Origin of the sequence: Enterobacter sp. 168J2 (genome assembly GCF_034107265.1) — a bacterium.
Classification (GTDB): Bacteria; Pseudomonadota; Gammaproteobacteria; order Enterobacterales; family Enterobacteriaceae; genus Enterobacter; species Enterobacter nematophilus.
On the sequence record NZ_JAWNEB010000013.1, the window covers coordinates 1 to 25,464 of the forward strand.

Below are 25,464 nucleotides of genomic sequence, written 5' to 3' on the forward strand. Positions count from 1 at the left end.
TCCGGTGGTTACAAGCAGTCTTCGGTGGAGCGGTAGTTCAGTCGGTTAGAATACCTGCCTGTCACGCAGGGGGTCGCGGGTTCGAGTCCCGTCCGTTCCGCCACTTATTAAGACGTTAAGCCTGCCAGTAATGGCAGGCTTAATGGCAAAAAACTTTAGGGGCGTAGCTCAGTTGGTAGAGCACCGGTCTCCAAAACCGGGTGTCGCGAGTTCGAGTCTCTCCGCCCCTGCCATATAGAATCCTTTGCTTCGGCAAAGGATTTTTTTTGCCTGAAACCTGGTGAAACTTCACCATTCTTAAATGCAGCCAGCATCCCTGCTGGCCTCAGCATCAATCCATTATATTGATTTTTAATAGATCTTTTATCTGCGATTGCTTGTCGCTATTTTGCAGCCAAATTGCATACAGCGGCCGCGAAAGGGTGGTTGAATCCACCACGGTATGCAGTCCAGGCCTGGTGTCTGCCCAACGGACTGGTAACCAGGTGCAACCCTTCAACAGGGGAAGTTGCTGACAGGCAATCTCGGCAGAACTGGTTGTTAACTGTGGAACATCATCAGGTGCAATCAATCCCGTCTCATGCTGCTGAAAATCAGGTCCCCATTCCAGCCGCAAATAGTTCAGGTCTGCCTTCATCATTGAGGGTTCAGAAGCATAAAGAGCCAGACCGAACTGCCCTACAATCTGGCTGCTAAATTCGTCCATCTTGGGGGCTTCTGTTGTAATAAGCAGATCCAGCTGACGCTCATGGAGTTGCTTAACCAGCGACTGACGTTGCGCAATTCTGGCTTCAAATTGTAAATGGCCATGAGAGTGATATAGCCGGGTAAGCCACTGACTGAGCATGCATTCCCACAGAGATGCGCTGGCCCCTATCGAGAACTCGTTGTGCCTCGACGTATGCGCAACCTCTTTGCGCGCTGCCTGCCAGGTATTCATCAATGTCTCCGCATACGGAAGCAGTTTTTCACCGGCAGGCGTGAGACGGATGTTGTTGCGATGGCGGGTAAAAAGATTCACACCCAGTTGATTTTCCAGCTGTCGAATACGAAAACTGACTGCTGACTGCGTCAGGTAAAGGGCTTCAGCGGCTCGCCCGAAGTGACGCGTTCTGCTCACTTCAAGGAAAGTTTTTAGCAATTCCGTATCCACATCTTTCTCCGCAAAATAATTTGTCGTTATGATTTAAATGTTTTGTTTTACACTCTGTCAAGCGTAACTAATACTCCGCGCCATAAATAGCTCGGCCAAAGAATTAGGAGCGTGTAGGATGGCGGAAAGCTTTACGACGACTAATCGTTTTTTCGACAATAAACATTATCCGCGCGGGTTCTCTCGTCACGGCGATTTCACCATCAAAGAGGCGCAGCTGCTTGAGCGTCATGGTTATGCCTTTAACGAGCTGGATCTGGGTAAACGTGAGCCTGCAACTGAAGATGAAAAGCAGTTTGTTTCAGTGTGCCGTGGTGAGCGTGAGCCGCAGTCTGAAGCAGAACGTGTATGGATCAAGTACATGGCTCGCATTAAGCGTCCAAAACGTTTCCATACGCTGTCTGGCGGTAAACCGCAGATGGAAGGTGCAGAAGACTACACCGAGTCTGACGACTAATAAAAAAGGGGCTGCGGCCCCTTTTTTATGCCAATAACTTTTGCAGATGCAAAAGCAAACGATCGATCGCCCGATAGCTCAGCGCCTCCTGCAAGTGTTTCCTCTCAATGTCAGCACAGCCCTCCACGTCCGCAATGGTTCTGGCCACTTTCAATAAACGCTGCCACGCACGTATGGAAAGCCCAAAGCGCGTCAACGTCTCCTCCAGCCACGCCGCATCGTCAACGTCAAGAGAACAAAACTGTCGGATCCCGGCATTATCCAGCCGTGCATTCAGCCTGTTTTGACGGGCATACTGTCGCGCCTGCGCCGCGATAACCCGCTCGCGAACGTGCGCGGAGCTTTCACCCAGTCTATCGGTCTGCCTGAGCAGGCCCGGCGGCGGAAGGGGGATTTCCAGTGATAAATCGAAACGGTCGAGAAACGGGCCAGACAGCTTTCCCAGATAGCGCAGCGTCTGCTCTGGCGTACAGCGGTTATGGTTGCCCTGATAATGCCCCGTCGGGCTGGGATTCATCGCCGCCACGAGCTGAAAACGGGCGGGATAGCTTATTTTGGCTCGCGTGCGTGAGATATGTATCTCACCGGATTCAATGGGCTCCCTCAGTGCATCCAGCACGCGGCGCTCAAATTCAGGCAGCTCATCGAGAAACAGAATGCCATTGTGTGCCAGCGAGATCTCACCCGGCCCCGGAATAGACCCACCGCCGACCATTGCCGTCAGCGAAGCGCTATGATGCGGGGAACGAAAGGGACGTCGACGCCACTGTTTGTGCAATGACGTCGAACCGATCAGGCTGTAGATGGCGGCGCTTTCCAGCGCTTCATGGTTATTAAGCGGCGGGAGCAACCCGCTCAGCCTGCTTGCCAGCATGGTTTTGCCCGTACCCGGCGGGCCAATCAGCAGAAGATTGTGACCACCCGCTGCCGTAATCTCCAGCGCCCGTTTCCCTTGCTCTTGTCCCATGATCTCGCTGAGGTCTTCTGGCGCATCCGCTATAGCCTCGTCACTTTCTTCCGGCTCGGACAGTTCATGGCGGCCTTCCAGCCAGGCGCACACTTCCTGAAGATGCCCGGCGATGAGGCATCCTTTTTCTGCAATAAGACTCACTTCTGATGCGTTTTCATTGGCCACAACGATTTTCCGCCCTGCACGTATGGCTTCCAGCGCTCCCGATATCGCACCGGGAACGCCTCTCAGCGCGCCTGTGAGCGCGAGTTCACCCACGAACTCATACGAGCCTAGCCTGGTCGTATTAAGCTGCTCAGAAGCCGCGAGAAGCGCAATTGCGATAGGTAAATCGTATCGACCACCCTCTTTGGGCAGGTCGGCGGGAGCAAGGTTGATGGTGATCTTCTTTGCGGGGAAGGTATAACCGCTGTTTATTATTGCGCTACGAACGCGGTCCCTGGCCTCTTTGACCGTGGTTTCAGGTAACCCGACAAGCGTGAGTCCGGGCAGCCCATTACTCAAATGAACCTCAACGGAAATAAGCGGAGCCTTTACCCCGAGAGCCGCTCGCGTATAAACAACTGACAGTGACATTTGTACTACCTCCTGGTGTGACTATGCCAGTGCCTGTTTTTTCTGTTTAGCGTCTTTTTACGTATTTACGCCGCCTGTTCAGAGATTTTCAGGGCGCAGTGAAACCATTGCATAACCGTGGAAGAATACTCGCAAAATGTAAAAAGGCGCGCTTTCATGGCCAGGTCCGCAATAAAAAAATGAAAAATATTCATCCCCTAATTTCCTCATATAAAACAATGCTTTCAGAAAATATGATTCGCTTGCTAACCAAGCTCGTCATAAATAAATCTTGTGTTTGATTTAAAAACTGTGATAACTCTTTAGGTATTCCTTCGAACAAGATGCAAAAAGAACTGAAAATGACAGCCCTTCTACGAGTGATTAGCCTGGTCGTGATTAGCGTGGTGGTGATTATTATCCCACCGTGCGGGGCTGCACTTGGACGAGGAAAGGCTTAGAAATCAAGCCTTAACGAACTAAGACCCCCGCACCGAAAGGTCCGGGGGTTTTTTTATGACTAAAAAACTTAAACGAGGAGCAGAGCATGACGACTAGCACAAAATTCTGTTTCTTTAGATTTATGACGGGGAACTAACTATGAATGGGGCACAATGGGTAGTACATGCGTTGCGCGCGCAGGGAGTCGAAACCGTATTCGGTTATCCGGGTGGCGCAATTATGCCGATTTACGATGCACTGTATGACGGCGGCGTGGAACACCTCTTGTGCCGACACGAGCAGGGCGCAGCGATGGCAGCCATTGGCTATGCCCGCGCGACAGGTAAAACCGGTGTATGCATGGCGACTTCAGGTCCGGGCGCAACGAACCTGATCACCGGCCTGGCTGACGCGCTGCTCGATTCCGTCCCCATCGTGGCGATCACCGGTCAGGTGGCCTCTCCGTTCATCGGTACTGATGCCTTCCAGGAAGTGGACGTCCTCGGCTTATCGCTGGCCTGCACCAAGCACAGCTTCCTCGTTCAATCTCTCGAAGAGCTGCCGCGCGTCATGGCCGAAGCGTTCGAGGTTGCCAGTTCTGGCCGTCCTGGCCCGGTTCTGGTGGATATCCCGAAAGATATCCAGGTTGCACTTGGCGATCTGGAGCCGCACTTCTCTACCGTTGAAAGCAACGATGCGTTCCCGCATGCAGACGTCGAAGAAGCGCGTCAGATGATGGCGCAGGCGAAGCAGCCGATGCTGTACGTCGGCGGTGGCGTGGGCATGGCGCAGGCCGTTCCTGCCCTGCGCGAATTTATCGCGGTGACGCAGATGCCCGCTACCTGCACGCTGAAAGGTCTGGGCGCAGTCGACGCGGACTACCCGTACTACCTCGGCATGCTGGGAATGCATGGCACTAAGGCGGCAAACCTGGCGGTGCAGGAGTGCGATCTGCTCATCGCTGTGGGGGCTCGTTTTGACGACCGCGTCACTGGCAAGCTGAATACCTTCGCGCCGAATGCCAAAGTGATCCATATGGATATCGACCCGGCGGAGATGAACAAGCTGCGTCAGGCGCACGTCGCGCTGCAGGGCGATCTCAACGCGCTGTTACCGGCACTGCAGCAGCCGCTGGATATCAATGCATGGCGTCAGCACACCGCGGACATGCGCGCGGAGCACGCCTGCCGTTACGACCACCCCGGCGAGGCCATCTACGCGCCGCTGCTGTTGAAACAGCTGTCCGACCGTAAACCCGCAGACAGCGTGGTGACGACGGATGTGGGCCAGCACCAGATGTGGTCCGCCCAGCACATGACCTACACCCGCCCGGAAAACTTCATCACCTCCAGCGGCTTAGGCACCATGGGCTTCGGCCTGCCGGCCGCCGTCGGCGCACAGGTAGCCCGCCCGAACGATACCGTAATCTGTATCTCCGGTGACGGCTCCTTCATGATGAACGTTCAGGAGCTCGGCACCGTGAAGCGCAAGCAGTTACCGCTGAAGATCGTGCTGCTCGATAACCAGCGTTTAGGGATGGTTCGCCAGTGGCAGCAGCTGTTCTTCCAGGAGCGTTACAGCGAAACAACCCTGACCGATAACCCCGATTTCCTCACCCTGGCCAGCGCCTTCGGCATTCCTGGCCAGCACATCACCCGTAAAGACCAGGTTGAAGCGGCACTCGACACCATGCTGTCAAGCGAAGGGCCATACCTGCTTCATGTCTCAATCGACGAGCTTGAGAACGTCTGGCCGTTGGTACCGCCCGGTGCCAGTAACTCACAAATGCTGGAGAAATTATCATGATGCAACATCAGGTCGCCGTGCAGGCTCGCTTCAACCCGGAAACCTTAGAGCGCGTTTTGCGCGTGGTCCGTCACCGTGGCTTTCAGATTTGCTCTATGAATATGGAAACGGCCACCGACGCGCAAAACATCAGTATCGAATTAACCGTTGCCAGCCCGCGGCCGGTCGACTTACTGTTTAGTCAGTTATCAAAGCTGGTAGACGTTGCCCATGTTGCCATCTGCCAGAGCACAACCACATCACAACAAATCCGCGCTTGAGCGTAACAGGACGAAAAAATGACGACAAAAAAAGCTGATTACATTTGGTTCAATGGTGAGATGGTTCGCTGGGAGGACGCGAAAGTCCACGTGATGTCCCACGCGCTGCACTACGGTACCTCCGTGTTTGAAGGCATCCGTTGCTACGATTCTCACAAAGGGCCAGTGGTGTTCCGCCATCGCGAACACATGCAGCGTTTGCATGACTCAGCCAAAATTTATCGTTTCCCGGTTTCTCAAAGCGTTGATGAGCTGATGGAAGCCTGCCGCGACGTGATTCGTAAGAACAACCTGACCAGCGCCTATATTCGTCCGCTGGTCTTCGTGGGCGATGTCGGCATGGGCGTAAACCCGCCAGCGGGCTATAACACCGATGTGATCATTGCCGCGTTCCCATGGGGTGCCTACCTGGGTGCAGAAGCCCTGGAGCAGGGGATCGACGCAATGGTCTCTTCCTGGAACCGCGTGGCGCCAAACACCATCCCGACCGCTGCAAAAGCGGGCGGTAACTACCTCTCCTCACTGCTGGTCGGCAGCGAAGCGCGCCGCCACGGCTATCAGGAAGGTATCGCGCTCGACGTGAATGGCTACATCTCTGAAGGTGCGGGCGAAAACCTGTTTGAAGTTAAAGACGGCATTCTTTTCACCCCGCCGTTCACCTCGTCGGCGCTGCCGGGCATTACCCGCGACGCGATCATCAAGCTGGCGAAAGATCTCGGTATCGAAGTGCGCGAGCAGGTGCTCTCCCGCGAATCCCTGTATCTGGCCGATGAAGTCTTTATGTCCGGCACGGCGGCTGAGATCACGCCGGTGCGCAGCGTAGACGGGATCCAGGTGGGCGAAGGCCGCTGTGGTCCGGTCACCAAACGCATTCAGCAGGCGTTCTTTGGCCTCTTCACCGGCGAAACAGAAGATAAATACGGCTGGTTGGATCAGGTTAATCACTAAGTATAAATTTGGGACGGCACGCACCGTCCTATTAAATAGTCAGACGGGAGTAAATAAAGCATGCCTAAGTATCGTTCAGCCACCACCACCCACGGCCGTAACATGGCGGGAGCCCGTGCGCTGTGGCGCGCCACCGGAATGACCGACGCCGATTTCGGCAAGCCAATTATCGCCGTGGTGAACTCCTTCACCCAGTTTGTACCGGGCCACGTGCACCTGCGCGATCTCGGTAAGCTGGTTGCCGAGCAAATCGAAGCCTCCGGCGGCGTGGCGAAAGAGTTCAACACCATTGCGGTGGATGATGGTATCGCGATGGGTCACGGGGGCATGCTCTATTCGCTGCCGTCGCGCGAGCTGATCGCCGACTCCGTAGAGTATATGGTTAACGCCCACTGCGCCGATGCGATGGTCTGTATTTCCAACTGCGACAAAATCACCCCGGGGATGCTGATGGCCTCCCTGCGCCTGAACATTCCGGTGATCTTCGTCTCCGGCGGGCCGATGGAAGCGGGAAAAACCAAGCTCTCCGATAAAATCATCAAGCTCGACCTGGTCGATGCCATGATCCAGGGCGCGGATCCGAAAGTCTCGGACGAGCAGAGCGATCAGGTGGAACGCTCCGCGTGTCCGACCTGCGGCTCCTGTTCCGGGATGTTCACCGCCAACTCCATGAACTGCCTGACCGAAGCGCTGGGCCTCTCGCAGCCGGGCAACGGCTCGCTGCTGGCGACCCATGCCGACCGCAAGCAGCTGTTCCTCAACGCGGGTAAACGCATCGTTGAGCTGACCAAACGCTACTACGAGCAGGACGACGCCAGCGCGCTGCCGCGCAGCATCGCCAGCAAAGCCGCGTTCGAGAACGCCATGACGCTGGATATTGCCATGGGCGGTTCCACTAACACCGTTCTGCACCTGCTGGCCGCCGCGCAGGAAGCCGAAATCGACTTCACCATGAGCGATATCGACAAGCTCTCCCGCAAAGTGCCGCAGCTGTGTAAGGTTGCCCCGAGTACCCAGAAGTACCATATGGAGGACGTACACCGCGCGGGTGGCGTCATTGGTATTCTCGGCGAGCTGGATCGTGCCGGGCTGCTGAACCGTGACGTGAAAAACGTGCTCGGCCTGACGCTGCCGGAGTCGCTGGACCAGTACGACGTGATGCTGACCAAAGACGACGCGGTGAAAAAGATGTTCCGCGCCGGCCCTGCCGGTATTCGTACCACCCAGGCGTTCTCGCAGGACTGCCGCTGGGACACCCTGGACGATGACCGCGCCGAAGGCTGCATCCGCTCGCTGGAACACGCCTACAGCAAAGACGGCGGTCTGGCCGTGCTGTACGGTAACTTTGCGGAAAACGGCTGCATCGTGAAAACCGCAGGCGTGGACGACAGCATCCTGAAATTCACCGGTCCGGCGAAAGTGTACGAAAGCCAGGATGAAGCGGTAGACGCCATTCTCGGCGGCAAAGTAGTGGAAGGCGACGTGGTTGTCATTCGCTACGAAGGGCCGAAAGGCGGTCCGGGCATGCAGGAGATGCTCTATCCAACCACCTTCCTGAAATCCATGGGGCTCGGTAAAGCCTGTGCGCTGATCACCGACGGGCGTTTCTCCGGCGGCACCTCCGGCCTCTCCATCGGCCACGTCTCCCCGGAAGCGGCAAGCGGCGGCAACATCGCCATCATCGAAGACGGCGACCTGATTGAAATCGATATTCCGAATCGCGGCATCCAGCTGAAGCTGAGCGACCAGGAGATTGCGGCCCGTCGTGAAGCGCAGGAAGCCCGCGGCGACAAAGCCTGGACCCCGAAAGATCGCCAGCGTGAAGTCTCCTTCGCCCTGCGCGCTTACGCCAGCCTTGCCACCAGTGCAGATAAAGGCGCTGTGCGCGATAAATCTAAACTTGGGGGCTAATGATGGCCGAGTCTCAACCCTTATCCGCCGCCCCCGAGGGGGCGGAATACCTGAGAGCGGTGCTGCGCGCGCCGGTCTATGAAGCCGTGCAGGTTACGCCCCTGCAGAAAATGGAAAAACTCTCTTCGCGCCTCGACAACGTTATTCTGGTGAAGCGCGAAGATCGCCAGCCGGTGCACAGCTTCAAGCTGCGCGGCGCCTACGCGATGATGGCCGGGCTGACCGACGAGCAGAAAGCGCGCGGCGTGATTACCGCGTCGGCGGGCAACCACGCCCAGGGCGTGGCGTTCTCGTCCGCTCGTCTGGGGCTGAAAGCGCTGATCGTGATGCCGGTCGCTACCGCAGACATCAAAGTCGACGCGGTCCGCGGTTTCGGCGGGGAAGTGCTGCTTCACGGTGCCAATTTTGACGAAGCGAAAGCCAAAGCGATCGAGCTGGCGCAGCAGCAGGGCTTCACCTGGGTGCCGCCGTTTGACCACCCGATGGTGATTGCCGGGCAGGGCACGCTGGCGCTTGAGCTGCTGCAGCAGGATGCCCACCTTGACCGCGTCTTCGTTCCGGTGGGAGGTGGCGGGCTAGCGGCGGGCGTGGCGGTGCTTATCAAACAGCTGATGCCGCAGATCAAAGTCATCGCCGTTGAAGCAGAAGACTCTGCCTGCCTGAAGGCGGCGCTGGATGCCGGTCATCCGGTAGACCTGCCGCGCGTTGGGCTGTTTGCCGAGGGCGTGGCGGTGAAGCGCATTGGCGACGAAACCTTCCGCCTGTGCCGGGAATATCTCGACGATATCGTCACCGTAGACAGCGATGCTATCTGCGCGGCGATGAAGGATCTGTTCGAGGACGTGCGTGCGGTGGCGGAACCGTCCGGCGCGCTGGCGCTGGCGGGGATGAAAAAATACATCGCGCAGCACAACATTCGCGGCGAGCGTCTGGCGCACGTGCTTTCCGGCGCCAACGTGAACTTCCACGGCCTGCGCTACGTTTCCGAGCGCTGCGAGCTGGGCGAACAGCGTGAAGCGCTGCTGGCGGTGACCATCCCGGAAGAGAAGGGCAGCTTCCTCAAGTTCTGCCAGCTGCTGGGCGGTCGTTCGGTAACGGAGTTCAACTACCGTTTTGCCGATGCCAAAGATGCCTGCATCTTTGTCGGCGTGCGTCTGAGCCGGGGCGTGGAGGAGCGCAAAGAGATCCTCAGCCTGCTGCATAACGGCGGCTACAGCGTGGTCGATCTTTCTGACGATGAGATGGCAAAGCTGCACGTGCGTTACATGGTTGGCGGTCGTCCCTCAAAGCCGCTCCAGGAACGTCTGTTCAGCTTCGAGTTCCCGGAATCACCGGGCGCGCTGCTCAAGTTCCTGCACACGCTGGGCACGCACTGGAACATCTCTCTGTTCCACTACCGCAGCCACGGCACCGACTACGGCCGCGTGCTGGCGGCGTTCGAACTGGGCGAGCACGAGCCGGATTTCGAAACGCGGCTGAACGAGCTGGGCTATGAGTGCCATGACGAAACCCATAACCCGGCGTTCAGGTTCTTTCTGGCGGGCTAGTGGTTCGGCAATATCTGCCAGAACGCATCAATAAGCGGCTCATGCAGCCGCTTTTTTTGTGCGCACACGCCAAGCTCAAACGGCGTCTTCTCGTCGCTGCGCTCCAGAATCATCACGCGATTGCGCACCGGTTCCGGGCTGTTTTCCAGCACCACTTCCGGGAGCAGCGCCACGCCGCAGCCGAGCGCCACCATCGACACCATCGCCTCATGGCCGCTAACGGTAGCGTAAATGGACGGGTTGCTGATTTTCTGACGGCGGAACCACAGCTCGATGCGGCGACGCACCGGCCCCTGATCGGCCATGATAAACGGCACCGTTGACCAGTCCGGTTTTTCCACCGAGACCTGATTACGCACCGGGCAGGGCAGCGCCGGGGCAATCAGCACCACCGCCAGATTCTCCAGCATCGAGAACGCCACCGCGCCCGGCAGGGTTTCGGGTTTCCCGGCGATGGCGAGATCCGCTTCGCCGGTCACCACTTTTTCCATTGCGTCGGCGGCATCGCCGGTGGTGAGCTTAATTTCAACCGACGGATGCGCCGCGCGGAAGCGGTCAAGGATCGGCGGCAGATGGCTGTAGGCGGCGGTCACGGAGCAGAAAATATGCAGCTCGCCGGAAAGCGACGGTCCCTGCTGGTCAATGGCGTGCCGCAGCTGCTGGTACTGCAACAGCGTCTGCTGGGCAAAGATGCGCAGCTCTTCTCCCGCTTCCGTGAGGGTGACGGTACGGTTATCGCGCACGAAGAGCGGCTGGCCGAGGTCTTCCTCAAGGCGCTGGATCTGGCGCGAAAGCGTGGAGGGGCTAACGTGCATCGCCCGGGCGCTGCGGCCAAAGTGACGGCTTTCCGTCAGGTGCAGGAACATTTTTAGATCGCGTAAATCCACCGATTCCACTCCCTCTTTTTACATTGCAAAAATTGCAATGTGACGTTGTGAATATATCAATTTCCGCAATAAATTTCCTGTTGTAATGTGGGTACATTCTCGCTGAAACGCGAACCGAACAATAAGACACACAACATCACGAGGTATCACCCATGGCTAACTACTTTAATACACTGAACTTGCGCCAGCAGCTGGCGCAGCTGGGCAAATGCCGCTTCATGGCGCGCGATGAATTTGCCGATGGCGCGAGCTACCTTCAGGGTAAAAAAGTGGTCATCGTCGGCTGTGGCGCACAGGGTCTGAACCAGGGCCTGAACATGCGTGACTCCGGTCTGGATATCTCCTACGCCCTGCGTAAAGAAGCGATTGCCGAGAAGCGCGCTTCCTGGCGTAAAGCGACCGAAAACGGCTTCAAAGTGGGTACTTACGAAGAGCTGATCCCGCAGGCGGATCTGGTCGTTAACCTGACGCCAGACAAGCAGCACTCCGACGTAGTGCGCTCCGTACAGCCGCTGATGAAAGACGGCGCCGCGCTGGGTTACTCCCACGGCTTCAACATCGTTGAAGTGGGCGAGCAGATCCGTAAAGACATCACCGTAGTAATGGTGGCACCGAAGTGCCCGGGTACGGAAGTACGCGAAGAGTACAAGCGTGGTTTCGGCGTGCCGACGCTTATCGCAGTTCACCCGGAAAACGATCCGAAAGGCGAAGGCATGGCGATTGCTAAAGCGTGGGCTGCGGCCACCGGCGGCCACCGCGCGGGCGTTCTGGAATCCTCCTTCGTTGCCGAAGTGAAATCTGACCTGATGGGCGAGCAGACCATTCTGTGCGGTATGCTGCAGGCGGGTTCTCTGCTCTGCTTCGACAAGCTGGTGGAAGAAGGTACTGACCCGGCATACGCAGAAAAACTGATTCAGTTCGGCTGGGAAACCATCACCGAAGCGCTGAAGCAGGGTGGGATTACGCTGATGATGGATCGCCTGTCCAACCCGGCAAAACTGCGTGCTTACGCGCTGTCTGAACAGCTGAAAACCATTATGGCACCGCTGTTCCAGAAACACATGGACGACATCATCTCCGGCGAATTCTCTTCCGGCATGATGGCGGACTGGGCCAACGACGACAAAAAACTGCTGACCTGGCGTGAAGAGACCGGTAAAACCGCGTTCGAAACCGCGCCGCAGTATGAAGGTAAAATCGGCGAGCAGGAGTACTTCGATAAAGGCGTACTGATGATTGCGATGGTGAAAGCAGGCGTTGAGCTGGCGTTCGAAACCATGGTGGATTCCGGCATCATCGAAGAGTCTGCGTACTACGAATCTCTGCACGAGCTGCCGCTGATCGCGAACACCATCGCCCGTAAGCGTCTGTACGAAATGAACGTGGTTATCTCTGATACCGCAGAATACGGTAACTATCTGTTCTCTTACGCCTGCGTACCGCTGCTGAAAGAGTTCATGACCACCCTGCAGACGGGCGATCTGGGCAAAGCGATTGCGGAAGGTGCGGTAGACAACGCGCAGCTGCGCGACGTAAACGAAGCGATTCGCAGCCACCAGATCGAGAAAGTGGGCCACAAACTGCGTGGCTACATGACCGATATGAAACGTATCGCGGTAGCAGGTTAACATCAGGTGCGGGCTGATGCCCTCACCCCGCCCCTCTCCCACCGGGAGAGGGTGCAAACATTAAAGGCCTTCTCTTAGAGAAGGCCTTGCTGTTTATTTCCGATACAAGACCTTGATCACGTGATAACCGAACTGCGTATGCAGTGGGCCAGTCGGCTCCAGCACCGGGCAGGAGAAGACCACTTTATCGAACGCCGGAACCATCTGACCCTGACGGAATTCACCTAAATCGCCGCCGCGCTTGCCTGACGGACAAATAGAGTGCTTCTTCGCCAGCTTGCCGAAGTCGGCGCCGTTTTTGATCTGCTCCAGAAGATCCAGAGCCAGTTTCTCTTCTTTAACAAGGATATGCAGTGCTGCTGCTGTTTTTGCCATGATCGTGCCTTGAGTGGTATGGATTAGGCTCGCTATACTACCACGCTGTTATTCTCCCCTCCTGACTTTCATTGAGCGATCATTTATGCGTTTAAACCCCGGACAACAACAAGCCGTCGAATTTGTCACCGGACCGTGTCTGGTACTGGCGGGCGCAGGATCCGGTAAAACGCGCGTCATCACCAATAAGATTGCGCACCTGATCCGCGGCTGCGGCTATCAGGCCCGCCACATTGCGGCGGTTACCTTTACCAACAAAGCGGCGCGCGAGATGAAAGAGCGCGTCGGCCAGACGCTGGGGCGCAAAGAGGCGCGCGGGCTGATGATCTCCACCTTCCACACGCTGGGGCTGGATATCATTAAGCGTGAATATGCCGCGCTGGGGATGAAATCCAACTTTTCGCTGTTCGATGACACTGACCAGGTGGCGTTGCTTAAAGAGCTCACCGAGGGGCTGATCGAAGATGATAAGGTGCTGTTGCAGCAGCTGATCTCCACGATCTCAAACTGGAAAAACGATCTGATGACCCCGGCCCAGGCCGCGGCGATCGCCAAAGGCGAACGGGATCGTATCTTCGCCCACTGCTATGGTCTGTACGACGCGCACATGAAAGCGTGCAACGTGCTGGACTTCGACGATCTGATCCTCCTGCCGACGCTGCTTTTACAGCGAAATGAAGAGGTGCGCGAGCGCTGGCAGAATAAAATCCGCTACCTGCTGGTGGACGAATATCAGGATACCAACACCAGCCAGTACGAGCTGGTGAAGCTGCTGGTGGGGCAGCGCGCGCGCTTCACCGTGGTAGGCGACGACGACCAGTCAATTTACTCCTGGCGTGGCGCACGCCCGCAAAACCTGGTGCTTCTGAGCAAAGATTTTCCCGCGCTGCAGGTGATTAAGCTGGAGCAGAACTACCGCTCCTCCGGGCGCATCCTGAAGGCGGCAAACATCCTGATTGCCAATAACCCGCACGTGTTTGAAAAGCGTCTCTTCTCCGAGCTGGGCTACGGTACGGAGCTGAAGGTGCTCAGCGCCAATAATGAAGAGCATGAGGCGGAGCGCGTGACGGGCGAACTGATCGCCCACCACTTCGTCAATAAAACCGAATATAAGGATTACGCGATCCTCTATCGCGGCAATCACCAGTCGCGCGTCTTTGAAAAGATGCTGATGCAGAACCGCATTCCGTACAAAATTTCCGGCGGCACCTCGTTCTTCTCACGGCCAGAGATCAAAGATTTGCTGGCCTATCTGCGCGTGCTCACGAACCCGGATGACGACAGCGCGTTTCTGCGTATCGTGAATACGCCGAAGCGCGAGATTGGTCCGGCGACGCTGCAAAAGCTGGGTGAATGGGCGATGACCCGCAATAAGAGCCTGTTTACCGCCAGCTTTGATATGGGGCTGAGCCAGACGCTGACGGGGCGCGGGTACGATAATTTAACCCGCTTCACCCACTGGCTGGGTGAGGTGCAGCGCCTGGCTGAGCGCGAGCCCGTGGCTGCAGTACGCGATCTGATCCACGGCATTGACTACGAATCCTGGCTGTACGAAACCTCTGCCAGCCCGAAAGCGGCAGAAATGCGTATGAAGAACGTTAACCAGCTTTTTAGCTGGATGACCGAAATGCTGGAAGGCTCTGAGATAGATGAGCCGATGACGCTAACGCAGGTGGTCACCCGCTTTACCCTGCGTGACATGATGGAGCGCGGCGAGAGTGAAGAAGAGGCCGACCAGGTTCAGCTGATGACGCTGCACGCGTCAAAAGGGCTGGAGTTCCCGTATGTGTATCTTGTCGGTATGGAAGAAGGGTTATTGCCGCACCAGAGCAGCATTGATGAAGATAACGTCGACGAGGAGCGCCGTCTGGCCTACGTGGGGATCACCCGCGCGCAGAAAGAGCTCACGTTCACGCTGTGTAAAGAGCGCCGTCAGTACGGTGAACTGGTTCGCCCTGAGCCGAGTCGTTTCCTGCTGGAACTGCCGCAGGACGATCTTATCTGGGAACAGGAGCGCAAAGTGATTACCGCGGAAGAGCGGATGCACAAAGGGCAGGCTAACGTGGCGAACATTCGCGCCATGCTGGCAAAAGCCAAAGAGAAAGGATAGCGATGAGCAGGCCGGGTAAGACGAAGCCGCCACCCGGCAGTGTTCAGCGTATTACTTCACCTCAAGTATCCAGTGCACATAGCTCTGCCACTGGCACTCCTGCTCGATCATCTCTGCCCCAAGCGGGTGATTCTCAATCCAGTTTTCCGGCAGCGTCAGCGTCAGCTTCTCGTCTTCGGCTTGCAGATTAATGGCGGGTAACAAATCATCGCGGCGGCGGCTGGCAAACAGAATTGCCAGACGCAGCAGGCGGCACAGATGCTCGGCCACGCGCGGCGGTACGGCATTTTGCTGATGCAAAGAGGAGAGATCGACGGCGTTGGTCTGGTTCAGCAGCAGCGTTGCCAGCAGCTTTTTCTGTGCGGGCGTGTAGCCCGGCAAATCCAGGTTGCGCACCAGATACGCTGCGTGAGCAGGTGCCTGCTTAAAATCAATGCTTAGCCCCACCTCGTGCAGCGCACAGGCGCTCAGCAATAAATCGCGGCTCAGATGATCAAGATCCCAGGCGTTAGCGACCTGGTCGGCAAAGCGTGATGCCAGCTGCGATACGCGGCCAGCCTGATCGATATCAACCAGAAAACGACGCTGGACGTTGCGCAGAGTGCGGTTGCGGATGTCCTGATCCACCGACAGATGCAGCATCCCGTAGACCAGACCTTCGCGCAGCGCGCCGCCGGCCAGGGTCATACACTGGATATTTAGTTCGGTGAATATGGCGATCAGAATGGCCAGCCCGCTCGGGAAAACCAGGGCACGTTCCAGCGTAAGACCTTCAATTTCAAGCTCTTCCAGACGTCCGCACTGAATGGCACGCTGTTTAAGCTGCTGAAGTTTGGCAAGCGTGATCCGCTCGTCCATGCCCTGCGCCATCATGATTTCCTGCAGGGCCTGCACGGTACCCGAAGCCCCCACGCAGACTTTCCAGCCGTGATAGCGCAGTTCGTCCATCACCGGGCGTAACACTTCGCGCGCGGCGTTTTCCGCCTCGTCGAAGTTCTCTTTACCCAGATTCCGGTCAGTAAAGTAACGCTCAAGCCAGGTTACGCAGCCCATCGACAGGCTGAACAGGGACGTGGCCTGCGCGCCGGTGCCGGTGACCAGTTCGGTACTGGCACCGCCGATATCCACCACCAGACGGCGATCGTCACCCCCGGTGGTGTGGGCAACGCCCTGGTAGATCAGGCGTGCTTCTTCTTCGCCGCTGATAACCTGAACCGGACACCCCAGAATTTCCTGCGCTTTGGCAATAAAATCTACGGCGTTAACCGCCAGTCGGAGCGTCGCTGTGGCGACGACGGTGATTTGGGCATGCGGGATATCCTGCAGACGCTCAGCAAAGAGCCGCAGGCACTGCCAGCCACGTTCCATGGCTTCAGGTGAGAGGTAATTATCGCTGCTCAGGCCCGCCGCGAGGCGGACCTTGCGCTTAATGCGCGTCAGCGTTTGTATGCTTCCCGCCACCTCACGCACAACCAGCATATGAAAACTATTCGAACCGAGATCAATTGCCGCATAGAGCGAGGTGGAGCTGAGCATCATGTTTTAACCTGAACGACGACGATTACGCGGTGCGCCGCCTGAACGACGCGGACCATTGCCGGAGCGCGGGCGGGTAAGACGCTTAGGCGGCGGCAGTTCGCTTAACAGCGCTTCCGGATTGTATTTACTCTGCGGAATAGAGTGACCGATGTAGGTCTCAATGGCTGGAAGATTCAGCGCATACTCTTCACACGCAAGGCTAATTGAGTGACCGCTTGCGCCCGCACGACCGGTACGACCGATACGGTGCACGTAGTCTTCGCAGTCGTCTGGCAGATCGTAGTTAAAGACGTGCGTCACGGCCGGAATGTGTAAACCACGTGCCGCCACGTCGGTTGCGACCAGAATATCAAGATCGCCACGGGTGAACTCGTCGAGGATACGCAGGCGTTTTTTCTGCGCCACGTCGCCGGTCAACAGGCCAACGCGGTGACCGTCTGCAGCCAGATGGCCCCAGATGTCTTCACAGCGGTGTTTGGTGTTCGCGAAGATAATGGCGCGATCGGGCCACTCTTCTTCAATCAGCGTTTGCAGCAGACGCATTTTCTCTTCATTGGAAGGATAGAAGAGCTCTTCTTTAATGCGGTGGCCCGTTTTCTGCTCAGGCTCCACTTCCACATATTCCGCATTGTTCATCTGCTCGAACGCCAGCTCGCGTACGCGATAGGAAAGGGTGGCAGAGAACAGCATGTTCAGGCGCTGATTGGCCGGCGGCATGCGGCGGAACAGCCAGCGGATATCTTTAATGAAGCCCAGATCGTACATACGATCAGCTTCATCGAGCACCACAACCTGGATGGCGCCGAGGTTAATGTGATTCTGTTTGGCGTAGTCGATAAGACGGCCAGTGGTACCGATGAGGATATCCACGCCGCTTTCCAGCACTTTCAGCTGCTTATCGTAGCCGTCGCCGCCATAGGCCAGGCCGAGTTTCAGGCCGGTGGCTTGCGCCAGAGGCTCAGCGTCTGCGTGGATCTGTACCGCCAGTTCTCGCGTCGGGGCCATAATTAGCGCGCGCGGCTGGTTAACTTTGCGGTCTGCAATCGCTGGGTGAGAAAGTAAATAATGAAACGTTGACGTTAAAAACGCCATCGTTTTGCCGGTACCGGTTTGCGCCTGCCCTGCAACATCGCGACCGGCCAGCGTCAGCGGCAGGGCGAGAGCCTGAATGGGCGTGCAGTTATGAAACCCTTTTTTTTCAAGGGCTTCGATCACTTTTGGGTGCAGGGCGAAGTCGGAAAACTTCTGTTCTGTTAAATGTGTTTTGCTCATAGTGTGGTAGAATATCAGCTTACTATTGCTTTACGAAAGCGTATCCGGTGAAATAAAGTCAACCTTTAGTTGGTTAATGCGACATCAACACGTCGTTGGTGGAGACAAAACCAACGTACCAGGCTTATTCCTGTGGAGTTATATATGAGCGATAAAATTATTCACCTGACTGACGACAGTTTTGACACGGACGTACTTAAGGCTGACGGGCTGACCCTCGTCGATTTCTGGGCTGAATGGTGTGGTCCTTGCAAAATGATCGCCCCGATTCTGGATGAGATCGCTGACGAATATCAGGGCAAACTGACGGTTGCCAAGCTGAACATCGACCAGAACCCGGGCACCGCACCAAAATACGGTATCCGTGGCATCCCGACCCTTCTGCTGTTCAAAAACGGTGAAGTGGCGGCGACCAAAGTGGGCGCGCTGTCCAAAGGTCAGCTGAAAGAGTTCCTGGACGCTAACCTGGCGTAAGGTTTCTCCGCTGTGCGTCCAGAGCCCCCGGCTAAATGATGTGGAACTCTGGACGCCCGGCTGAAGTCGTGCTAAGTTAGCTATGACTTCGTTTTAAACATATCTGTTGTTTGAATCTTGTTTTACCCGATACTTCCCGTTGTTGACATGAACAATGCGTGAAGTGGCTAAATTCCGGGCTTGTCACTCAATCCGTCTTGTCGTTTCAGTTCTGCGTTCTTTCCCTGTGACCAGACAGCGAACAGACATGAGGTGATGGCCGCTAAACAGGCATGGATGACCCTGCCATACCATTCACAACATTAAGTTCGAGAATCACCCCGAGTTTAAGAACCCACACCATTATGAATCTTACCGAATTAAAGAATACGCCGGTTTCTGAGCTGATCACTCTCGGCGAAAATATGGGGCTGGAAAACCAGGCTCGTATGCGCAAGCAGGACATCATTTTCGCCATCCTGAAGCAGCACGCTAAGAGTGGCGAAGATATCTTTGGCGACGGTGTGCTGGAGATATTGCAAGACGGATTTGGTTTCCTCCGCTCTGCAGACAGCTCCTACCTCGCCGGCCCTGACGACATCTACGTATCCCCCAGCCAAATCCGCCGTTTCAACCTCCGCACTGGTGACACCATTTCAGGTAAGATTCGTCCTCCGAAAGAGGGTGAACGCTACTTTGCGCTGTTGAAAGTCAATGAAGTTAACTTCGATAAACCAGAAAACTCGCGTAACAAGATTCTCTTTGAGAACTTAACGCCGCTGCACGCGAACTCTCGCCTGCGCATGGAGCGTGGTAATGGTTCTACCGAAGACTTAACCGCGCGTGTTCTGGATCTGGCATCGCCAATCGGTCGTGGCCAGCGTGGTCTGATTGTGGCACCGCCGAAAGCGGGTAAAACCATGCTGCTGCAGAACATCGCGCAGAGCATTGCCTACAACCACCCAGACTGCGTGCTGATGGTGCTGCTGATTGACGAACGTCCGGAAGAAGTAACCGAGATGCAGCGTCTGGTTAAAGGTGAAGTGGTTGCTTCTACCTTCGACGAGCCAGCATCTCGCCACGTTCAGGTTGCGGAAATGGTTATCGAGAAGGCGAAACGCCTGGTTGAGCACAAGAAAGACGTGATCATCCTGCTTGACTCCATCACCCGTCTGGCGCGCGCTTACAACACCGTGGTCCCGGCTTCCGGTAAAGTACTGACCGGTGGTGTAGACGCTAACGCCCTGCATCGTCCGAAGCGTTTCTTCGGTGCCGCGCGTAACGTGGAAGAGGGCGGTAGCCTGACCATTATCGCAACGGCGCTGATCGATACCGGTTCTAAAATGGACGAAGTGATTTACGAAGAATTTAAAGGTACAGGTAACATGGAACTGCACCTTTCTCGTAAGATCGCAGAAAAACGCGTCTTCCCGGCTATCGACTACAACCGGTCCGGTACCCGTAAGGAAGAACTGCTCACCACGCAGGAAGAGCTGCAGAAAATGTGGATCCTGCGCAAAATCATCCATCCAATGGGTGAAATTGACGCGATGGAGTTCCTCATTAACAAACTGGCGATGACCAAAACTAACGACGACTTCTTCGACATGATGAAGCGCTCGTAACGCAAATAAAGCCAGCGAACGCCACGTTTTTACGTGGCGTTTTTCTTTTATGGACTATACGCTAGTAGCGCCTACTCCCAATTTTGACCGGTCAGTGCGACAATAAGATAATTCGCACAGTAAAAACATTAATAGCTTGAATAATAAACAAATGGAATTGTAAGAGGTTTGCTTTATAACTTCAGGCGCGGCGCCTTGATGGTTATACTTCCTTGACTAACATTTGTTGAGAACATCCATTGTGAACCTACTTGATACGTTTACTGAACTAACCAGTATTTTCTTATTTACCACCTGCTTTTTGTTTCTGGCACGTAAGGTGGCGAAATATCTGGGTTTAGTGGATAAACCCAACTTCCGTAAACGTCATCAAGGTATGATCCCTCTGGTCGGTGGTATCTCTGTTTTTGCGGGGATCTGCTTCACTTTTGCTATTGCAGATTACTATATTCCGCATGCCAAGTTGTATCTCTCTTGCGCAGCAGTTCTTGTCGTGATTGGTGCGCTTGACGATAGATACGACATTAGCGTCAAAATCCGCGCTTTCGTTCAGGCAGCTGTCGCTATTGCGATGATGGTGTTTGCTAAGTTGCACTTGAGTAGCCTGGGCTATATTTTCGGGGCCTGGGAGATGGAACTCGGCCCATTCGGTTATTTCCTGACACTTTTTGCCGTGTGGGTGGCGATTAACGCGTTCAACATGGTTGACGGCATTGATGGTTTGCTGGGGGGCCTGTCCTGCGTCTCATTTGCCGCCATTGGTTTCATTTTATGGTTTGATGGGCAATATAGCCTTGCTATGTGGTGTTTCGCCATGATTGCGGCCATCCTGCCTTATATCCTGTTAAATCTCGGCGCATTGGGCCGACGCTATAAAGTCTTCATGGGCGATGCGGGTAGCACGCTTATTGGCTTTACTATCATTTGGATCTTGCTGGAAACTACTCAGGGCGATGTACATCCCATCAGTCCGGTAACAGCTTTATGGATTATCGCCATCCCCTTAATGGATATGGTTGCGATTATGTATCGCCGCCTGCGTAAAGGAATGAGCCCATTCTCTGCTGACCGTCAGCACATTCATCATTTGATCATGCGAGCCGGATTCACTTCCCGGCAGGCATTTGTGCTTATTACGCTTGCGGCTGCTATTCTAGCGGGGATTGGCGTGACGGCAGAATATACGCACTTTGTGCCTGAGTGGGCCATGTTGGTATTGTTCTTGCTAGCATTTTCTCTCTACGGCTACTGCATTAAGCGCGCATGGAAAGTGGCGCGATTCATTAAACGTATTAAGCGCAGGATGCGACGTAACAGTGGCAAAAACACAACATTAACTAAGTAAAACCGGGACTATGATGACTCAACCGTTGGCGGGAGCGAAATCAGTGGTAACAGAGAATGAACTGGACATTCGGGGTTTATTTCGCGTGTTATGGGCAGGCAAACTTTGGATTGCGGGGATCGCGCTGGGGTTTGCACTGTTAGCGCTGGCCTATACGTTCTTTGCAAAACAAGAGTGGAGCGCCACGGCAATCACGGACAGGCCAACGGTTAACATGCTCGGGGGGTACTATTCCCAGCAGCAGTTCCTGCGAAACCTGGATATCAAAGCCAATCTTGCCACACCTGATCAGGCCTCCGTTATGGATGAAGCCTATAAAGAGTTTGTAATGCAGCTGGCCTCGTGGGATACGCGTCGCGACTTCTGGTCCCAGACGGATTACTACAAACAGCGCCGGGTTGATAACACCAAAGCCGACGCCGCGATGCTGGACGATCTGATTAACAATATTCAGTTCATGCCGGGCGATGCGCTGCGTAACGTCAACGACAGCGTCAAGCTGATTGCCGAAACCGCGCCGGATGCCAACAACCTGTTGCGGCAGTACGTTGCGTTTGCCAGCCAGCGTGCCGCAAGCCATCTGAATGAAGAGCTTAAAGGCGCCTGGGCAGCCCGCACTATCCAGATGAAGGCGCAGGTCAAACGTCAGGAAGAGGTGGCAAACGCCATTTTTGCGCGCCGCGTGCATAACATTCAGCAGGCGCTGAAAATTGCGGAACAGCACAACATTTCCCGCACTGAGACGGATGTCCCGGCTGATGAATTGCCTGATTCTGAAATGTTCCTTCTTGGTCGCCCAATGCTGCAGGCGCGTCTGGAAAACCTGCAGGCCGTTGGGCCTGATTTTGACCTCGACTACGATCAAAACCGCGCGATGCTTAATACGCTAAATGTCGGCCCATCCCTGGACCCGCGTTTTCAGACCTATCGTTATTTGAGAACGCCTGAAGAACCTGTAAAACGCGACAGTCCACGCCGCGCATTCCTGATGATCATGTGGGGGATTGTGGGCACACTCGTTGGGGCTGGTGTGGCGTTAACGCGTCGTCGTACAAACTAAGAACGCCGTTTACGATGAAGGCTGAGGCCTTCATCGTCTAATCGAAGAGAATCGATGTGAAAGTACTTACCGTATTTGGCACCAGGCCGGAGGCCATTAAGATGGCGCCTCTGGTTCATGCGCTGGCCAGCGATCCTGATATTGAAGCGAAGGTCTGCGTCACGGCCCAGCACCGTGAGATGCTCGATCAGGTCCTAACCCTCTTTTCTATCGTCCCGGATTACGACCTCAATATTATGAAGCCGGGGCAGGGATTGACGGAAATAACCTGCCGCATTCTGCAGGATCTCAAGCCGATCCTGGAGTCATTCAAGCCCGACGTCGTGCTGGTGCACGGCGATACCACGACGACGATGGCAACAAGCCTGGCCGCGTTTTACCAGCGTATTCCCGTCGGCCATGTTGAAGCGGGCCTGCGCACCGGCAATCTTTATTCTCCGTGGCCAGAAGAGGCCAACCGTACGCTTACCGGGCATCTGGCGATGTACCACTTTGCGCCAACCGAGAACTCTCGCCAGAACCTGCTGCGTGAAAATGTCGCCGATAACAACATCTTTGTGACCGGCAATACGGTCATTGATGCGTTGATTTGGGTACGCGATCGCGTGCTGGCAAATAGCGATTTGCAGAAAGAGCTCGCTGCCCGCTATCCGTTCCTGAATAACGGTAAAAAAACCATTCTGGTCACTGGCCACCGTCGCGAAAGCTTTGGACGGGGCTTTGAGCAAATCTGTCACGCGCTGGCTGAGATCGCCGCGCAGAACGACGATGTGCAGATTGTCTATCCGGTACACCTTAACCCTAACGTCAGCGAGCCGGTCAACCGCATCCTGGGCCACGTCGAAAACGTCCTGCTGATTGAACCGCAGGACTACATGCCGTTTGTCTGGCTGATGAACCACGCCTGGCTGATCCTCACCGATTCCGGCGGTATTCAGGAAGAAGCGCCCTCTCTTGGCAAGCCGGTGCTGGTGATGCGTGAAACCACTGAACGTCCGGAAGCGGTTAAAGCCGGAACGGTGCGTCTGGTCGGCACCAACGCACAGCTCATCGTTGAAGAGGTCACGCGCCTTCTGCACGACGATGAAGCGTATCAGGCGATGAGCCGGGCCCATAATCCCTATGGAGACGGGCAGGCTTGTGGCCGTATTTTGCATGCACTTAAACACAATCGGGTATCGCTATGAGTTTTACTACCATCTCTGTCATTGGTCTTGGCTATATTGGCCTGCCCACGGCGGCGGCATTCGCCTCTCGTCAAAAACAGGTTGTCGGTGTGGACATCAACGCACGGGCGGTAGAAACCATTAATCGTGGCGAAATTCATATTGTGGAGCCCGATCTTGACCGCGTGGTGAAAGAGGCGGTTGATGGCGGCTTCCTGCGCGCCAGCACGACGCCAGTGGAAGCGGATGCTTACCTTATCGCCGTCCCAACCCCTTTTAAAGGCGACCACGAGCCGGATATGGCCTACGTCGAGGCCGCGGCAAAATCCATTGCCCCCGTGTTGAAGAAAGGCGCGCTGGTGATCCTGGAGTCAACCTCTCCGGTGGGGGCCACCGAGCAGATGGCGCAGTGGCTTGCAGAAGCGCGTCCTGATTTACGCTTTCCACAGCAGGCCGGCGAGCAGGCGGATATCAACATCGCCTACTGCCCGGAGCGCGTGTTGCCGGGGCAGGTGATGGTCGAACTGATTAAAAACGACCGCGTCATTGGCGGCATGACGCCGGTCTGCTCTGAACGCGCCAGCGCGCTGTACAAGATTTTCCTGGAAGGCGAATGCGTGGTGACCAACTCCCGCACCGCAGAGATGTGCAAGCTGACGGAAAACAGCTTCCGTGACGTTAACATCGCCTTTGCAAACGAACTGTCGCTTATTTGCGCCGATCAGGGGATTAACGTTTGGGAGTTAATCCGCCTGGCGAATCGCCATCCGCGCGTCAACATTCTCCAGCCTGGCCCGGGCGTGGGCGGCCACTGTATCGCCGTCGACCCGTGGTTTATCGTCGCGCAGAACCCCGCGCAGGCGCGTCTGATTCGCACCGCGCGTGAAGTGAACGACAGCAAACCTCACTGGGTGCTCAACCAGGTTAAAGCGACGGTAGCGGATTGTCTGGCAGAGAGCGGCAAGCGCGCCAGCGAGCTGAAAATTGCCTGCTTCGGTCTGGCATTTAAACCCAACATTGACGATCTGCGCGAAAGCCCGGCGATGGAAATTGCTGAGATGATTGCCGAATGGCACAAGGGCGAAACGCTGGTGGTCGAGCCAAATATTCATGAACTGCCGGCAAAACTTGCGGGGCATTGCACGCTGACGGCGCTCGATGACGCGCTGGCGTCGGCGGACGTGCTGGTGCTGCTGGTGGACCACAAAGAGTTTAAAGCGACGTCCGGCGTTGCAGTGCGTCAGCAGTATGTGGTTGATACGAAAGGCGTCTGGCGTTGAGTGCACTCCACGGCATGCTTGAATCCCTTGAGTGGGAAAGCGCATTTTTTGCCCGCCCCTCGGCGATAGTCCGCTGGCGCGAGAATGCGCCCGCCCTGCAGGAAGCGGACTTCAGCGCCTGGCAGCGCGTGCAGGCTAAGATCCCGGCGGACCGTGCCGACCTGCTTGACGCGCTCCAGCAGCACGGTTTTCAGCTGGTTGAGGGTGAGGTGGACCTTTCCATTGCCCTTACCCGGCACGATGCGTCCGGCGCGGAAATTGCAACGGAACAGGACATTCCTGTGCTGCGCCAGATGGCGGCCCGGGCGTTTGCGCAGAGCCGCTTTCGCACGCCCTGGTATGCACCTGACGACAGCGGACGTTTCTATGCCCAGTGGATAGAGAATGCGGTCAAAGGTACCTTTGACCACGTCTGCCTGATTTTTCGTGCAGCGAACGGTCAGATTCAGGGATTTGTCTCGCTGCGCAAGCTTAACGAGCGCGAGGCGCGTATTGGCTTATTAGCCGGGCGCGGCATGGGTGAGAAACTCATGCAGGCGGCGCTGCACTGGGCGCAGCAGCAGCAGGTTGAGACGCTGCGGGTGGCGACCCAGGTGGGCAACACCGCCGCGCTTAAACGTTATATTGCGAGTGGTGCCAACATCGACGCCACCGCCTACTGGTTATACAGGTGACA

At 55.9% G+C, this 25,464-nt stretch carries 22 protein-coding genes and 2 tRNA genes; 18 read left to right on the forward strand and 6 right to left on the reverse strand.

What is annotated here, in order from left to right; all coding sequences use genetic code 11:
• The first annotated feature begins 26 nt into the window (after positions 1 to 26).
• Positions 27 to 103: transfer RNA gene (locus USG84_RS21385), tRNA-Asp, on the forward strand.
• 54 nt (positions 104 to 157) lie between these two features.
• Positions 158 to 233: transfer RNA gene (locus USG84_RS21390), tRNA-Trp, on the forward strand.
• A gap of 98 nt (positions 234 to 331) precedes the next feature.
• Here the strand turns inward: USG84_RS21390 and hdfR are convergent.
• Positions 332 to 1,153, reverse strand: a complete 822-nt coding sequence (gene hdfR / locus USG84_RS21395) for an HTH-type transcriptional regulator HdfR (RefSeq protein WP_253543429.1) — start codon at positions 1,151 to 1,153, stop codon at positions 332 to 334.
• Positions 1,154 to 1,271: 118 nt separating this feature from the next.
• Here hdfR and USG84_RS21400 point away from each other — a divergent pair, with 118 nt between their 5' ends.
• Positions 1,272 to 1,610, forward strand: a complete 339-nt coding sequence (locus tag USG84_RS21400; protein ID WP_008501577.1) for a DUF413 domain-containing protein — start codon at positions 1,272 to 1,274, stop codon at positions 1,608 to 1,610.
• Between the two features lie 25 nt (positions 1,611 to 1,635).
• Here USG84_RS21400 and USG84_RS21405 read toward each other — a convergent pair whose 3' ends face one another.
• Entirely contained in the window at positions 1,636 to 3,156 is a 1,521-nt protein-coding gene (locus USG84_RS21405; RefSeq protein WP_151413018.1) for a YifB family Mg chelatase-like AAA ATPase, read from the reverse strand.
• A 341-nt stretch (positions 3,157 to 3,497) separates the two neighbouring features.
• Here USG84_RS21405 and ilvL point away from each other — a divergent pair, with 341 nt between their 5' ends.
• The 6 genes from ilvL to ilvA all read left to right on the forward strand — a co-directional run bounded on the left by ilvL (position 3,498) and on the right by ilvA (position 10,048).
• Positions 3,498 to 3,596 carry an ilv operon leader peptide gene (ilvL, locus tag USG84_RS21410; protein ID WP_001311244.1) on the forward strand — a complete coding sequence of 33 codons (99 nt, stop codon included), beginning with the start codon at positions 3,498 to 3,500 and terminating at the stop codon, positions 3,594 to 3,596.
• Positions 3,597 to 3,735: 139 nt separating this feature from the next.
• On the forward strand, positions 3,736 to 5,382 hold the full coding sequence (ilvG, locus tag USG84_RS21415; RefSeq protein ID WP_253543428.1) for an acetolactate synthase 2 catalytic subunit: 1,647 nt from the start codon (positions 3,736 to 3,738) through the stop codon (positions 5,380 to 5,382).
• Positions 5,379 to 5,642, forward strand: coding sequence for an acetolactate synthase 2 small subunit (ilvM, locus tag USG84_RS21420; RefSeq protein ID WP_003860184.1), 264 nt, complete (start codon positions 5,379 to 5,381; stop codon positions 5,640 to 5,642). The genes ilvG and ilvM overlap by 4 nt, the downstream gene beginning before the upstream one ends.
• A gap of 18 nt (positions 5,643 to 5,660) precedes the next feature.
• Positions 5,661 to 6,590: a branched-chain-amino-acid transaminase gene (ilvE, locus tag USG84_RS21425; RefSeq protein ID WP_023326297.1), complete on the forward strand. Its 930-nt coding sequence runs from the start codon at positions 5,661 to 5,663 to the stop codon at positions 6,588 to 6,590.
• Positions 6,591 to 6,650: 60 nt separating this feature from the next.
• On the forward strand, positions 6,651 to 8,501 hold the full coding sequence (ilvD, locus tag USG84_RS21430) for a dihydroxy-acid dehydratase (RefSeq protein ID WP_045909248.1): 1,851 nt from the start codon (positions 6,651 to 6,653) through the stop codon (positions 8,499 to 8,501).
• Positions 8,502 to 8,503: 2 nt separating this feature from the next.
• Entirely contained in the window at positions 8,504 to 10,048 is a 1,545-nt protein-coding gene (gene ilvA / locus USG84_RS21435; protein ID WP_154643336.1) for a threonine ammonia-lyase, biosynthetic, read from the forward strand.
• Here ilvA and ilvY read toward each other — a convergent pair.
• Complete coding sequence (ilvY, locus tag USG84_RS21440; protein ID WP_253543427.1) at positions 10,045 to 10,935, reverse strand: HTH-type transcriptional activator IlvY; 891 nt, start codon at positions 10,933 to 10,935, stop codon at positions 10,045 to 10,047. The genes ilvA and ilvY overlap by 4 nt on opposite strands.
• Before the next feature lie 152 nt (positions 10,936 to 11,087).
• Here ilvY and ilvC point away from each other — a divergent pair, with 152 nt between their 5' ends.
• Positions 11,088 to 12,563 carry a ketol-acid reductoisomerase gene (gene ilvC / locus USG84_RS21445; protein WP_021242831.1) on the forward strand — a complete coding sequence of 492 codons (1,476 nt, stop codon included), beginning with the start codon at positions 11,088 to 11,090 and terminating at the stop codon, positions 12,561 to 12,563.
• Between the two features lie 93 nt (positions 12,564 to 12,656).
• On the opposite strand, the gene ppiC is transcribed toward ilvC, so the two are convergent.
• A complete protein-coding gene (gene ppiC, locus USG84_RS21450) occupies positions 12,657 to 12,938 on the reverse strand; it encodes a peptidylprolyl isomerase PpiC (RefSeq protein ID WP_008501570.1) in 282 nt (93 codons plus the stop codon).
• An 85-nt stretch (positions 12,939 to 13,023) separates the two neighbouring features.
• Here ppiC and rep point away from each other — a divergent pair, with 85 nt between their 5' ends.
• Positions 13,024 to 15,048: a DNA helicase Rep gene (rep, locus tag USG84_RS21455; protein ID WP_028014817.1), complete on the forward strand. Its 2,025-nt coding sequence runs from the start codon at positions 13,024 to 13,026 to the stop codon at positions 15,046 to 15,048.
• 51 nt (positions 15,049 to 15,099) lie between these two features.
• Here rep and gppA read toward each other — a convergent pair whose 3' ends face one another.
• Positions 15,100 to 16,584 carry a guanosine-5'-triphosphate,3'-diphosphate diphosphatase gene (gene gppA / locus USG84_RS21460; RefSeq protein WP_151413045.1) on the reverse strand — a complete coding sequence of 495 codons (1,485 nt, stop codon included), beginning with the start codon at positions 16,582 to 16,584 and terminating at the stop codon, positions 15,100 to 15,102.
• Positions 16,585 to 16,590: 6 nt separating this feature from the next.
• A complete protein-coding gene (rhlB, locus tag USG84_RS21465; RefSeq protein WP_253543426.1) occupies positions 16,591 to 17,859 on the reverse strand; it encodes an ATP-dependent RNA helicase RhlB in 1,269 nt (422 codons plus the stop codon).
• Between the two features lie 144 nt (positions 17,860 to 18,003).
• Between rhlB and trxA the strand changes: the two genes are divergently transcribed.
• The 7 genes from trxA to rffC all read left to right on the forward strand — a co-directional run bounded on the left by trxA (position 18,004) and on the right by rffC (position 25,462).
• On the forward strand, positions 18,004 to 18,333 hold the full coding sequence (gene trxA / locus USG84_RS21470) for a thioredoxin TrxA (RefSeq protein WP_004386384.1): 330 nt from the start codon (positions 18,004 to 18,006) through the stop codon (positions 18,331 to 18,333).
• A gap of 344 nt (positions 18,334 to 18,677) precedes the next feature.
• Positions 18,678 to 19,937, forward strand: coding sequence for a transcription termination factor Rho (gene rho, locus USG84_RS21475; RefSeq protein ID WP_008501566.1), 1,260 nt, complete (start codon positions 18,678 to 18,680; stop codon positions 19,935 to 19,937).
• Positions 19,938 to 20,178: 241 nt separating this feature from the next.
• A complete protein-coding gene (gene wecA / locus USG84_RS21480) occupies positions 20,179 to 21,282 on the forward strand; it encodes a UDP-N-acetylglucosamine--undecaprenyl-phosphate N-acetylglucosaminephosphotransferase (RefSeq protein ID WP_151413020.1) in 1,104 nt (367 codons plus the stop codon).
• 13 nt (positions 21,283 to 21,295) lie between these two features.
• Complete coding sequence (gene wzzE, locus USG84_RS21485; RefSeq protein WP_061096747.1) at positions 21,296 to 22,342, forward strand: ECA polysaccharide chain length modulation protein; 1,047 nt, start codon at positions 21,296 to 21,298, stop codon at positions 22,340 to 22,342.
• Positions 22,343 to 22,398: 56 nt separating this feature from the next.
• On the forward strand, positions 22,399 to 23,529 hold the full coding sequence (gene wecB / locus USG84_RS21490) for a non-hydrolyzing UDP-N-acetylglucosamine 2-epimerase (protein ID WP_151413021.1): 1,131 nt from the start codon (positions 22,399 to 22,401) through the stop codon (positions 23,527 to 23,529).
• The gene (gene wecC / locus USG84_RS21495; RefSeq protein WP_151413022.1) at positions 23,526 to 24,788 is read left to right on the forward strand and encodes a UDP-N-acetyl-D-mannosamine dehydrogenase; all 1,263 of its coding nucleotides are present in this window, start codon (positions 23,526 to 23,528) and stop codon (positions 24,786 to 24,788) included. The genes wecB and wecC overlap by 4 nt, the downstream gene beginning before the upstream one ends.
• Positions 24,785 to 25,462: a dTDP-4-amino-4,6-dideoxy-D-galactose acyltransferase gene (gene rffC, locus USG84_RS21500; protein ID WP_151413023.1), complete on the forward strand. Its 678-nt coding sequence runs from the start codon at positions 24,785 to 24,787 to the stop codon at positions 25,460 to 25,462. The genes wecC and rffC overlap by 4 nt, the downstream gene beginning before the upstream one ends.
• The last annotated feature ends 2 nt before the right edge of the window (positions 25,463 to 25,464 follow it).

Coding starts and splice junctions, on each gene's coding strand:
- USG84_RS21400 (WP_008501577.1), top strand. CDS start 1,272: ATGGCGGAAAGCTTTACGACGACTAATCGTTTTTTCGACAATAAACAT.
- USG84_RS21405 (WP_151413018.1), bottom strand. CDS start 3,156: ATGTCACTGTCAGTTGTTTATACGCGAGCGGCTCTCGGGGTAAAGGCT.
- ilvL (WP_001311244.1), top strand. CDS start 3,498: ATGACAGCCCTTCTACGAGTGATTAGCCTGGTCGTGATTAGCGTGGTG.
- ilvG (WP_253543428.1), top strand. CDS start 3,736: ATGAATGGGGCACAATGGGTAGTACATGCGTTGCGCGCGCAGGGAGTC.
- ilvM (WP_003860184.1), top strand. CDS start 5,379: ATGATGCAACATCAGGTCGCCGTGCAGGCTCGCTTCAACCCGGAAACC.
- ilvE (WP_023326297.1), top strand. CDS start 5,661: ATGACGACAAAAAAAGCTGATTACATTTGGTTCAATGGTGAGATGGTT.
- ilvD (WP_045909248.1), top strand. CDS start 6,651: ATGCCTAAGTATCGTTCAGCCACCACCACCCACGGCCGTAACATGGCG.
- ilvA (WP_154643336.1), top strand. CDS start 8,504: ATGGCCGAGTCTCAACCCTTATCCGCCGCCCCCGAGGGGGCGGAATAC.
- ilvC (WP_021242831.1), top strand. CDS start 11,088: ATGGCTAACTACTTTAATACACTGAACTTGCGCCAGCAGCTGGCGCAG.
- ppiC (WP_008501570.1), bottom strand. CDS start 12,938: ATGGCAAAAACAGCAGCAGCACTGCATATCCTTGTTAAAGAAGAGAAA.
- rep (WP_028014817.1), top strand. CDS start 13,024: ATGCGTTTAAACCCCGGACAACAACAAGCCGTCGAATTTGTCACCGGA.
- gppA (WP_151413045.1), bottom strand. CDS start 16,584: ATGCTCAGCTCCACCTCGCTCTATGCGGCAATTGATCTCGGTTCGAAT.
- rhlB (WP_253543426.1), bottom strand. CDS start 17,859: ATGAGCAAAACACATTTAACAGAACAGAAGTTTTCCGACTTCGCCCTG.
- trxA (WP_004386384.1), top strand. CDS start 18,004: ATGAGCGATAAAATTATTCACCTGACTGACGACAGTTTTGACACGGAC.
- rho (WP_008501566.1), top strand. CDS start 18,678: ATGAATCTTACCGAATTAAAGAATACGCCGGTTTCTGAGCTGATCACT.
- wzzE (WP_061096747.1), top strand. CDS start 21,296: ATGACTCAACCGTTGGCGGGAGCGAAATCAGTGGTAACAGAGAATGAA.
- wecC (WP_151413022.1), top strand. CDS start 23,526: ATGAGTTTTACTACCATCTCTGTCATTGGTCTTGGCTATATTGGCCTG.